This is a genomic window from Roseibium limicola (assembly GCF_017313085.1).
Classification (GTDB): Bacteria; Pseudomonadota; Alphaproteobacteria; order Rhizobiales; family Stappiaceae; genus Roseibium; species Roseibium limicola.
The window spans coordinates 1-11,591 of sequence record NZ_JAFLNF010000003.1; the positions used below are offsets into that span (position 1 = coordinate 1).

9 protein-coding genes are annotated in these 11,591 nt (G+C 55.2%); 5 read left to right on the forward strand and 4 right to left on the reverse strand.

The window, feature by feature from the left end:
• Window positions 1–238 precede the first annotated feature (238 nt).
• From J0X15_RS07245 to recO, 3 genes are read left to right on the forward strand one after another with little or no spacing between them, the layout of a single operon-like run.
• Window positions 239–658 (forward strand): MerR family transcriptional regulator, encoded by a 420-nt coding sequence (locus J0X15_RS07245; protein WP_206939341.1) that lies wholly within the window; start codon window positions 239–241, stop codon window positions 656–658.
• Window positions 609–1,034: a carboxymuconolactone decarboxylase family protein gene (locus tag J0X15_RS07250; RefSeq protein ID WP_206939342.1), complete on the forward strand. Its 426-nt coding sequence runs from the start codon at window positions 609–611 to the stop codon at window positions 1,032–1,034. Before J0X15_RS07245 ends, J0X15_RS07250 begins: the two co-directional genes overlap by 50 nt.
• 43 nt (window positions 1,035–1,077) lie before the next feature.
• Window positions 1,078–1,878: a DNA repair protein RecO gene (gene recO, locus J0X15_RS07255; RefSeq protein WP_206939343.1), complete on the forward strand. Its 801-nt coding sequence runs from the start codon at window positions 1,078–1,080 to the stop codon at window positions 1,876–1,878.
• A gap of 12 nt (window positions 1,879–1,890) precedes the next feature.
• Here the strand turns inward: recO and J0X15_RS07260 are convergent, their stop codons facing one another.
• Window positions 1,891–3,912 carry a putative bifunctional diguanylate cyclase/phosphodiesterase gene (locus tag J0X15_RS07260; RefSeq protein ID WP_206939344.1) on the reverse strand — a complete coding sequence of 674 codons (2,022 nt, stop codon included), beginning with the start codon at window positions 3,910–3,912 and terminating at the stop codon, window positions 1,891–1,893.
• A gap of 442 nt (window positions 3,913–4,354) precedes the next feature.
• On the opposite strand from J0X15_RS07260, the gene parC reads away from it, so the two are divergent.
• A complete protein-coding gene (parC, locus tag J0X15_RS07265) occupies window positions 4,355–6,604 on the forward strand; it encodes a DNA topoisomerase IV subunit A (protein WP_206939345.1) in 2,250 nt (749 codons plus the stop codon).
• Between the two features lie 586 nt (window positions 6,605–7,190).
• Here the strand turns inward: parC and smpB are convergent.
• Together smpB and dapA are read right to left on the reverse strand one after the other, a co-directional pair.
• The gene (gene smpB / locus J0X15_RS07270) at window positions 7,191–7,670 is read right to left on the reverse strand and encodes an SsrA-binding protein SmpB (protein ID WP_206939347.1); all 480 of its coding nucleotides are present in this window, start codon (window positions 7,668–7,670) and stop codon (window positions 7,191–7,193) included.
• Between the two features lie 83 nt (window positions 7,671–7,753).
• A complete protein-coding gene (gene dapA / locus J0X15_RS07275; protein ID WP_206939348.1) occupies window positions 7,754–8,632 on the reverse strand; it encodes a 4-hydroxy-tetrahydrodipicolinate synthase in 879 nt (292 codons plus the stop codon).
• Between the two features lie 372 nt (window positions 8,633–9,004).
• Between dapA and J0X15_RS07280 the strand changes: the two genes are divergently transcribed.
• Window positions 9,005–9,892 (forward strand): alpha/beta fold hydrolase, encoded by an 888-nt coding sequence (locus J0X15_RS07280; protein ID WP_209015167.1) that lies wholly within the window; start codon window positions 9,005–9,007, stop codon window positions 9,890–9,892.
• Window positions 9,893–9,989: 97 nt separating this feature from the next.
• Here J0X15_RS07280 and J0X15_RS07285 read toward each other — a convergent pair whose 3' ends face one another.
• Window positions 9,990–11,096 carry a porin gene (locus J0X15_RS07285; protein WP_206939350.1) on the reverse strand — a complete coding sequence of 369 codons (1,107 nt, stop codon included), beginning with the start codon at window positions 11,094–11,096 and terminating at the stop codon, window positions 9,990–9,992.
• Window positions 11,097–11,591 lie beyond the last annotated feature (495 nt).

The following is an 11,591-nucleotide window of genomic DNA, read 5'->3' on the forward strand; positions in this document are numbered from 1 at the left end:
TCTGGGGACAAGCTGATCGAGCGTCACAATCTCGAGCGCTGTCTGGGAAGGGCCGGGCTGCTTCAACATCAAAACAGTGAATCAAAAACCCCCGGCAAACGCCAGAGGTTTGTCAGCAGTCTGGGAGGCGCCCCTTGGGCGCCTCTTTTTTATTCCCGATTTTAGCTGACAGGCTCGCTTGACTTAGAGTGCGCTCTACCACCTATACCTGCGTGCGACGCAAGGAAGGCGAGAAATCATGAAGATCGGTATCCTGTCGCAAAAATGCGGTTTGTCCTCCCATACCATCCGCTATTATGAAAAGATTGGCCTGCTTCCGAGAGCAGGTCGGGATGCCGGCGGGCGGCGTAACTACGACGCTTCGATTTTGACTTGGCTGGCGTTTCTTGGCCGTCTGAAAGCAACAGGCATGCCCATCCGGGAGATGCTTCGCTATGCAGATTTGCGCCAATCCGGCCCTTCCACGCAGGGAGAGCGTCGAGACCTGCTTGTCAAACACCAGTCAGCCGTACGTCGCGCACTGGTCGATCTTCAGAACAACCTCACCGTCCTCGAGAACAAGATTGCCACCTATGGCAATTCCCTCTCTACACAGATGGACGAAGACGATGCACAGCGAAAACCCGCCCCCCTTAGCAAGCAACGACAGCCGGCATGAGCGCGGCCTACGAGCTCTGGCCGAGATCGATGGCGAAGGTGGGCAGAAGGTGGTCGATGCCCTCGCCGACATTGCCCCGGACTTCGCCCGCTACCTTGTGGAGTTTCCATTTGGCGACATCTATAGCCGACCCGGCCTTGCCACTCGCGATAGAGAGATCGCGACCATCGCAGCGCTCACCGCGCTCGGACACTCCGCCCCACAGCTTGAAGTTCACATACAGGCAGGATTGAACGTTGGATTAAGTCGTGAGGAAATTGTCGAGGTAATCATGCAGATGGCGGTCTACTCCGGATTCCCGACTGCCCTCAATGGTTTGTTTGCCGCCAAACGCGTGTTTGCAGAAAGCTCGTGCGAAACGTCACATGCAAAGTGACCGACAAAGGACAATACAGCTGCGAACCTGCTAGAAGACTTAAATGGAGTGGACCAGCGACGCCTTCATTCTCGCGACCCGCAAACACGGGGAAGCGGACCTCATCCTTGAGGTAATGACCCCTGCGCACGGGCGGCATCTGGGTCTCGTGCGCTCTGGTCGGTCGCGGCGGCACAGCCCGATCCTGCAGCCGGGGAACAGCGTCCGTGCCACTTGGAAAGCTCGGCTGATCTCCCAGCTTGGGCGATTTCAAATCGAGCCTCTGACCGCCCGAGCAGGATCCCTCATGGGCTCGGCCACTGCGCTGAACGGACTCCAGCACTTGGCTGCGTTGCTGCGTCTGCTGCCCGAGCGAGACAGCCATCCACAACTCTACTCGGCCCTGAGCGTCCTGGTGGAGCATCTGGACCGGCCAAACGTAGCGGCACCGCTTCTCGTGCGGTTTGAACTTCAGCTTTTGCAGGAGTTGGGATACGGCCTCGATCTGAGTACTTGCGCGGCCACCGGCTTGACGGACGACCTGGCCTACGTTTCTCCGCGATCCGGGCGCGCCGTCAGCCGCGATGCGGGAAAGCCCTATCACGACAAACTGTTGCAGTTACCGTCCTTCCTCGTGGACGGTCAGCGCCAGCAGGGCTCGGAAATCTCTTATCCGGAGATTTCTCAGGGCTTTCAGCTTACCCATTTCTTTTTGGAGAGACTGCACCGCGGGCGGTCTGGTGAAGATGCTCCTGCACCGCCCTTTGCGGCGTCGAGAGCTGGTTTGGTCAACGTGCTTGAAGGTGCCTATCGCAAGACGCAACCTTGGGACTTCATCAACCTGCCGGAAGATGCCGTGTCCTGAGACAGGAACGCCTCAGGCACGTCGCAGGACAGGGTTGAGATCCTGTCCGAACTTGGCCAGATACGGAAGGATGTCCTTGGCAGCCATCGGACGTGAAAAGAGATAGCCCTGGATCGTCGTGCCACCAAGTCTTCGGACAGTCTTCAAAACTTCTTCCGTCTCAACGCCTTCAACCACACAGCCAACTTCCATCTGACGCCCGAGTGCCAGCATAGACTTGACGATGGTAAAGCTCGCAGAGTTCGTGAGTACAGCGGACACGAATGATTTGTCGATCTTGATCTTGTCGAATGACAGAAGATGCAAGTGCGCCAGGCTAGAATAGCCCGTTCCAAAATCGTCAAGCACGATCCCAACTCCGAAAGCCTTCAACCGATCAATGGCAGTGAGGACATCATCAAAGTTTCCGATCATTGCCGTTTCGGTGATCTCCACATCGACACGACAGGGATCAACACCGCTCTCCTCAATCTGGGCAATCATCCGATCAATCATGACCGACGATGTCATGCTGTTCGGCGACAGATTGAAGGACAGCTTGATATTGTCCGGCCAGGTTTTGAGCTGATCGAGCGCCCGTTGCAGCAAGGCATGGGTCAGCTTGTCGATCAGGCCGATGCGCTCCGCAACAGGAATGAAGGTCGTCGGAGGAATCGCCCCAAAGACTTCAGAATTCCAGCGTGCCAGGGCTTCGAAGGCCAGTACCTTTCCGTTGATCGTGTCGATAATCGGCTGGTACACCACGCTTAGCTCGCGCTCGATTCCATCCGTGCGGAGGCAAAATTCAAGCGAGCGTATTCTCTGGATTTCAATCTCGTGCTCAGCACTGAAGATCTCCATCTTGCCCTTCCCTGATCGCTTGACCTGGTACAAGGCATAGTCGGCGCGCTCGTAAAGCTCCTTGGGTGTCAGATCTGGAACCTGCCATCTGGCAAAACCAATGGAGGCCGTAACATCAAGCCCACGATTTGATCCGTCTGCGCCTTCTTCGGCCGTTTCGCTGATCACCCGACAGATATCAGCTCCGATAGCCTCCAGTTCCTCATCCTCGAACTGACCATCCAGGATCATCGCAAATTCATCACCACCCAAACGGGACACAAACATGTCCGTCCGACCAAGACCGCGAAGGCAGGCTGCCACCTGCTTGAGAAGGTTATCTCCTCCAGTATGACCAAAGACATCGTTGATGCGTTTGAAGCCATCCAGATCCAGGATCCCAATCGTCACGCTTCCATTCGGTTTGATGAAGTTTGGCTGATCCATTTTTTCTTCGAGTTTCTCGAAGAAATGGCGTCGGTTCGGTAAATCCGTCAGAACGTCGACATAGGCCAGCCGCACTGTTTCGTCGCTCAACCGACGGGTGACAGCCTCTCGCCGGATTAGCTCTTTCTGCTGAGTAATCAGATGACGCCGCGATTCGATCAACGCGCGAAAATCACGAAAATTGATATTCAAGAGCATGTACATGGCCGCGGAAGCGAGTCCGACATTAATTGCTTCTGCAACAAACACCGAGTCTCCGACGTTCCAGGCGAAATAAATGAAACCTCCGTTGATCACGAGGGCCATCATGAGCGCAGCAGAGCGGATATGCATGAGGCAGAACATGCAGCCGACTGTGGTGATCCCGATATAGAAGCTGATGTGCCCGCGGGTATGATCGTCTGAATAGGGCGTCAGTGAAATCGCCCAGGCGACGAAAACCAGCGAAATTACTCCCGAGACACGGTTTGTCGCGCGCAACGCTTTCAACGTCGATCGTGTGTCGAGCCGCCGGGAACGCAACCTCGCCCAGCTGACAAACCTCGATGCGGCTACCAGACTAAGCACAACAGGAAGATACAACGACAGGTAGTTGGGAGCAGCACCAATGAAACTGGATGCCAGGCCCCATGTACTAACCAAAACGAGAAAGTACATCAGAGGAATTTGATTGGTGTTTGCCTTGTACTGGGCCTTCAAAAGGTCCGGATCAAGATCGGAAACCTTAAAATGCCGCAATACGGATTCAACGCGACCAGACAACTTCATTCTTTTCCCCGACCTCTTCACCGCTGGTCAGTTCAGCTCGACCCCTGATACAAATTGCAGACATCGAACCTCACTCCAAAGGTGTACCCCTACGTAATTTACGGAGGATTAAGAGCAGGTAGATTCTCGTCCAAAATTGTGAGTTTTCACTAGATGCAGCGAGCGATGCTTTCCTTTTTACCAAGACCGAAAGGAAGGTCATGACCTGCACTGCAGCGCCACTGGTTCGCCCCATCTGTTATCGACGAGCTGAAGACCAACAGTCGTCAGAAAGGTGGGATTTCAGTTCTTGGGACGAGACTTGGCTTGAACCTGTTCTATCAACCGTCAGCAGAAAGGAGCGCCTGATCTTTGGACAAAACGAGAAAGTCGCCGGTTTTCCGCGCCTTTCCCCGAGCTTGCGCATTGCGGAAAGCCCTCCTCCCCTGCTACGTCTCTTGGCATGGGTAATGAGCTGATTCCGCCAAATGGCATTGAAGGCATTGATCTGCGCGAAGCGCTTGAAGAGCGCTACCTCGCCTATGCCTTGTCGACCATCATGCACCGTGCGCTTCCAGATGTGCGCGATGGCCTGAAGCCGGTCCACCGGCGCCTGCTTTATGCAATGCGTCTGTTGAAGCTGGATCCGAGTTCCGGCTTCAAGAAATGCGCCCGTGTGGTCGGCGATGTCATCGGTAAATATCACCCGCACGGCGATCAGGCAGTGTACGACGCCCTGGTTCGATTGGCGCAGGATTTCGCCCAACGTTATCCGCTGATCGACGGTCAGGGTAACTTCGGTAACGTGGACGGTGATAGTGCCGCCGCCATGCGTTACACCGAAGCCCGGATGACCGACACAGCCAAGCGGCTGCTGGACGGTCTGGATGAAGATGCGGTAGAATTTCGCGAAACCTATGACGGCGAAGACAAAGAGCCCATTGTCCTTCCTGGCGGTTTCCCTAACCTTCTCGCCAACGGATCCTCCGGCATTGCGGTCGGTATGGCGACATCGATACCCCCGCATAATGCACATGAGCTGTGTGAAGCTTCGCAGCATCTGATCAAGAACCCGGACTGCACTGCGGCTGACTTGCTGAAGTTCATCAAGGGACCTGACTTTCCGACCGGCGGCCTGCTTGTTTCAGACGAAGGCTCTATTCACGAAGCCTATGAGACCGGTCGCGGGTCTTTCCGTGTGCGATCGCGCTGGGAGAAGGAAGATCTTGATCGGGGTCAGTGGCAGATTGTTGTCACCGAGATCCCCTATCAGGTTCAAAAGTCCCGTCTGATTGAAAAAATTGCCGAACTGCTGATTGCCCGGAAATTGCCACTGCTGGACGATATTCGCGACGAAAGCGCTGAAGACGTTCGTGTCGTTCTGGTGCCGCGTTCACGTAATGTCGACCCCAACCTGATGATGGAAAGCCTGTTCAAGCTGACGGACCTGGAAAATCGGTTCTCGCTGAACATGAACGTCCTGTCCAAAGGCAAGGTGCCGATGGTGATGGGCCTGAAGCAAGTGCTTCGTGAATGGCTGGACCACCGTAAGGAAGTGTTGATCCGGCGGTCCGAGCACCGTCTTGGCCAAATCAATCATCGCCTCGAAGTTCTCGACGGTCACCTCGTTGCCTATCTGAACCTGGACGAGGTGATCCGCATCATCCGTGAAGAAGATGAGGTAAAGCCTGAGCTGATGCGGACGTTTGACCTGACAGATGTTCAGGCCGAAGCGATCCTTAACATGCGCTTGCGGTCCTTGCGCAAGCTGGAAGAGTTTGAAATCCGCAAAGAGCACGAGAAGCTCAGTGCGGAAAAGGAGAGCCTGACCAAACTTCTTGAGTCCGACACGAGACAATGGACGAAGATCAGCAAGGAAATCGGCGAAATTTCAAAGGCCTATGGACCTGAAACTCTCCTCGGAAAACGCCGCACCGGTCAGGCAGAGGCCTCTGATCATGATCTGGAAGATATCTACCAGGCCATGATCGAGAAGGAGCCGATCACTGTGATCGTTTCCGACAAGGGCTGGATCCGTGCGCTCAAGGGCCATCAGAGCGAGCTTGGTAATCTGACCTTCAAGCAGGGAGACAAGCTCAAGCTGTCCTTCCATGCGGAGACCACCGACAAGATCATTCTCTTCACGACCGGAGGCAAGTTCTTCACCCTTGGCGCCGACAAGCTACCCGGCGGGCGCGGACACGGAGAGCCCGTGCGCTTGATGGTCGATATGGATGAGTCCCAGGATATCATCTCCGCTTTCGTACATAAGCCCGGGCGCAAGCTCATGCTGGCAACGACCGATGCGCGCGGCTTCCTGGTGGAAGAAGACACGGTGATTGCCAACACCCGAAAGGGCAAGCAGGTGCTGAACGTCACGCAGCCCGCCGAGGCCAGCCTCTGCGTCGAGGCCGATGGCGATCAGGCCGCCATCATCGGCGAAAACAGGAAGCTTCTGGTGTTTCCGCTTGATCAGGTGACAGTCATGACCCGAGGACGGGGGGTCCGTCTGCAACGCTACAGAGACGGCAGCATCGCGGATATTCGCATTTTCAAAGGGGATGACGGACTGACCTGGACCGACAGCTCCGGGCGCAGCTTCAACCGCTCTATGGACGAGTTGACGGACTGGCGCGGAGATCGTGGCCAGGCTGGACGCCTGCCACCGTCCGGCTTCCCACGCTCCAACAAGTTCGGCCCGCGCAAACCGTAAGAACTGGGCTTATCAGAACAGTAGGCTCTCGCTTTACTGCGTGTACTGTGAGGGCAGAAACACCCCTGAGCGTCAAAGCTCGCACAACCGGGAAGAAAGCGAATCTGGCCAACCACCATCAAGCGTCCCTCTGTGGATATCGTTGGGGCTTTCTGGGGCAGGCTGACGCGTGCTTACTCGCCCAGGGTCTCCCTTTCCGAGATCTGTGCGCTATGCGCAGTTCAAGCGGATGCGGCGTTTTTCATGGCATTAGTATAGGTAGTGCGACCGCATCTCAGGTAGGCGCCCTTTCACACCAGAGAACCCGCGCCGCATGAATTTTTAATAAACCTAATTTTCAATAGTTTAACAGAGTAAATCCAAGCCTCCTCGGAATTCCTTCCTGCTGTCCGAGGCGCTCGTTCCAGTTTCGGAGTGGCGCACGGCAGTTGGAATATGGAGGACTACAGCCCGCTCAACGCCAGCTGGATAACGGGAAAAGGCAAGGAACAAGTCGTGGATAAGCTGTGGTTACAGGCAAAATTGTTCACAGGATATCCCCAACTTGTCCCCTGACTGAAGCTGATCAAAAACTTCAAAAAGCCGGTTAGCCCAGGTTCTTCATCAAACGGGACTTTTCACGATTCCAGTCACGTTGCTTTTCCGTTTCACGCTTGTCGTGCAGCTTCTTGCCCTTCGCCAGGGCAATCTCCAGCTTCGCAAATCCCTTGTCGTTAAAGTAAAGCTTCAACGGAACAATGGTTTTACCATCCTTTTGCACTGCAAGGGCCAGCTTGCCGATCTCACGCTTATGCAGAAGCAACTTGCGCGGGCGACGCGGCTCGTGATTGTTGCGATTCCCCTGAAGATACTCTGGAATATAAACGTTATAGATCCAGATTTCGCCCTTATGCTCAGCTGCATAGGACTCGCCAATGTTGGCCTTGCCAGAGCGAAGGGCTTTTACCTCGGTGCCTTTCAGTTCGATACCGACTTCGAGTGTGTCCTCGATCGCGAAATTGAAGCGCGCCTTGCGGTTGTCGGAAATGATCTTGTTTGCCGGCGCACCGCCACGTTTGGCAGCCATATGTCTATCCTTTGAGACCGGAGACCTCACAGGCCTCCGGCTTCCTGATGGGGGCAGCCCCGTGTGGGCCTTCCCGTCAATTCCTAGTTGATCAGCCCCGCATGGCGCATCGCTGCTTCGACAGAGACCTTCGTCTCGTCGCTCACGGGTACCAGCGGCAGGCGCAAGTCATTTTCCATCTTGCCCAGAAGTGACAGAGCGTATTTCACGCCTGTCGGGTTGGGCTCAATGAACAAAGCCTGATGAAGCGGGCCGAGCTTGTCCTGATATTCCAACGCCGTGGCAAAGTTATTGGCTGCACAGGCCGCCTGAAATTCTGCACTCAAGCGAGGCGCCACGTTGGCCGTTACCGAAATGCAGCCATGACCACCATGGGCATTGAAGGCCAGAGCGGTGATATCTTCGCCCGACAGTTGAACAAAATCCGGACCACACAGGTGGCGTTGCTGCGTCGCTTTTGCAAGGTTTGCCGTTGCATCCTTGACTCCAACGATGCGGTCGCAGGACTTGTAAAGATCCGCCATTGTCTCAGGTGTCATATCGATCACCGACCGACCCGGAATATTGTAGATGATAATCGGCAAACCAATGGCATCATGAATCGCCTTGAAATGCGCCTTCAGACCAGCCTGGTTTGGTTTGTTGTAGTAAGGCGTGACGATCAGCACCGCATCTGCACCAGCTTTTTCAGCATAGCGCGCAAAATCAATGGCTTCGACAGTATTATTAGAGCCAGCGCCGGCGATGACCGGGACACGGCCAGCAGTCGCTTCGATGCAAAGTTCGATTACGCGCTTATGTTCGTCGTGGCTCAGCGTCGGACTTTCACCGGTGGTTCCAACAGGAACAAGACCGGTGCTGCCCTCTTTTATCTGCCAGTCGACGAAGTCCTGGAACCGTTTTTCATCGACCGCGCCGTTTGTGAACGGTGTAACGAGCGCTGGAATCGATCCCTTAAACATTTCAGTTTCCTCAGTCGACTAATAGATACAAACCGCCGGATCCCTCTCCGACCGGTGACGCACAATAGTCATCTGACCCGTCCTCGGCAATGGCTAAAGCCCGGATACGACGAGGTCTTTTGATCTTTGCAGTGCCTTGGCAAAGTGCGGCTCATCTGTTGCTTTCAACACCTCTGGCCAAGGCGGTTTGCGGCAGTTACGCTGCCTCTTCTGGGACATCAATAGGATGCACTGCAAAGCAGACTCTTTTCTATGCGGGAGGAATTCATGTCCACTCAGGAAGGCCCGCCGCAGGTTGGCGGCGCCAATCGTGACGGCCGAAGCACGGTGCTTCACTGGTCCGCCGACGACGGCCTCCGGCTTTCAGGCAGGATGTGGCCGGCTGTCAGCCAAGGCACGCGCAATGGCGGATTTGGCCAGGGGCGGAAACAAAAAGACGAGGCGCCTACCTTGCTCTGCCTTCCCGGCTTGTCACGAAATACCCGAGACTTCAATGATATCGCCAGTTTTGTTCAAGCCAGAGGCACGCGTGTTATCGCCCTTGATTATAGAGGACGAGGTCTAAGCGCATGGGATGATGATTGGAGCCACTATTCCCTCGAGATGGAGTCGAGCGACATTGAAGCCGGGCTACGTGACCTGCAGGTCGGCCGCTTTGCTATTCTCGGCACGTCGCGTGGTGGTCTCCACGCAATGGCGATGGCTGCAAGGTTCAAACCCGGACGGATTACAGGGGTTATTCTCAATGACATCGGGCCCAATATCCAACCAGCGTCACTCAGTCGGATTGCGCAGTCGATCGGAAAGCGGATGGAATTTGAAAGCGCCTCGGATCTGGCAATTCGAATCGCTGCTGACCTGGGCGACCAATTCACAAACCTGAGCCAGGCGGAATGGGTGAAGCTGGCGCACCAATTGGGAGAAGCCGATGGGGATGGAAAATTTCGCCTGAGTTATGACCCCGCCTTGGCAAAAACACTGACCGAATGGGAAGATCCAGGCAAGGCGCCGCCTTCCCCTGACCTCTGGCCACTCTTCGAAGCCTTGAAGCCACTCCCCTTGCTGGTTATGCGCGGCGGAAATTCAGATCTGCTATCCGATGCCACCTGCGTCGAGATGAAACGGCGCCATGAAAACTGTGACGTCTTGACCATCCCGGACCAAGGGCATGCCCCCTTACTCTGGGACAGCGCTGCGCAAGAGACGATTCAAGCGTTTCTCAGCCAACTGGCAGAATCGACCGAGACCAAAGACTTTTAATCAATCACTTTGACGCTTCGGCGATCCTCAGAACAAAAAAGAGCCCGGCGAAACCGCCGGGCTCTCTCGTCATGCCTTTAAAGAAAGGCGCAACTGATTAGAACGTACGCTGTACGCGGAAGGCAGCTGCCAGAGTGTCTGTGTCACCGGTGACATCAAAGTCTGTTTCGGAGTAACCAACGTCAACACCCAGAGCGAAGCCAGAAACCGGCTCCCACATGACGGAACCGTCGATGGCCCACTTGTTGTAATCATTGGCCGTCGAAGCAAGATCAACATCGAGGTAAGAACCGTCAAGCGCAAGGCCGACGGTCGGAGTTGCCTGGATGTAGATACCACCACCGACGTTGAAGCCAGAGGATGTGGAGCCAGCAAGGCCGTCATAACCAGCAGCGTTCAGATAGGACAGAGCACCGTCAGCATAAGCAGCCTGGAATGCAATGTTGGAACCAGATGTCAGCATTGGCAGGTTGATGACAACACCACCCTGGATAGCGTAGCCCATGTCTTCATCCGGCGTGCCGGTCATGTTGACGTGATGCAGAGCACCAGCAAGTTTGGCGCCACCCCAACCCTGGGACACTTCCAGAGCTGCAACGAGATCAGGGTAACGCTGACCGTCGTATGTGCCAACTTCACGGAACCCGCCTTCTTCAACAGACAGCGTCGCAGAGAAGCCGTTGCCGAATGCAGCGGTGTAAGCAATCAGGTTGGTTGTCTGATCGGAGTAGTCACGATCAACAATACCGACGAAAGTCTGTCCTGTGAAGTAATCGAAGAAAGACGTTGCGTAACCGAATGTAAAGCCGCCCCACTGGATGAAGGCCTTGTTCACATTCGCCGCACCTTCGGCGCCAGCAGCTGCACTAGCTTCAAGTTCGAAGAAAGTGCGCAGAAGGCCCCACTCGGTTGCCGTACGGCTATCGAGATAGAGGTAACCACGGCCCAAGAACTCATACCCGTCAGAAGCTGTGGTGGCCCAAGCGCCCCCATCAGTCATGTCGTTGAGCTGGTATTGTGCGCGGATACGACCGCCGACACGCAGGCAGGTGTCTGTGCCCGGGATGTAATAGAAGCGAGCGCCGTAAGCGTCACAAACTTTGACGTAATCAACCGGCTCCGGTGCAACCGGAAGGTCGGCGGCGTGTGCGCCTGTCACTGCAGTTGCAGCAGCGGCGGCGAGCATAAGGCTCTTAAAGTTCATTTCTGACCTCCAAATCAGTCATGTAAAAGATGACTCACCTCTCGGCGGGGCTCTTGCCCAATTGCCATCTCAATCCCCGCGAATAATGTCTGGAAGTGAAGGGGTTCGAAGGTTGGATGTTCGAACGTACGCTCCAGTGCGGCCCGTGAGCCGCTCGCAAGATGACCTTACCCATAGGAATTTGAGTCGCAACGTGGAAAACCCTTCCGAGCCGGCCGGAGGGCCTGTTTCAAATCTCACTGTTGCGTGGAAGACACAAAAACACCGCCCTCAGAAAGACTTTGGTAACACTTGCGGCGCTGATGGCCTGCAAGGTCCCGTCCCGAAGCGGAATAAAGAACTATATATAATGTGTACGGCTGCGTGATCCGCATCCGACTCACCCGTTCAACAATTTGAACCGTGAGTTCCCCATTCGTCCTCTTTGAAAAAGGGGACAGCCCGGCGAGGTGGAAGTCGCCGGGCTGCATGACCGACTGGAGATCAGAAGATCAA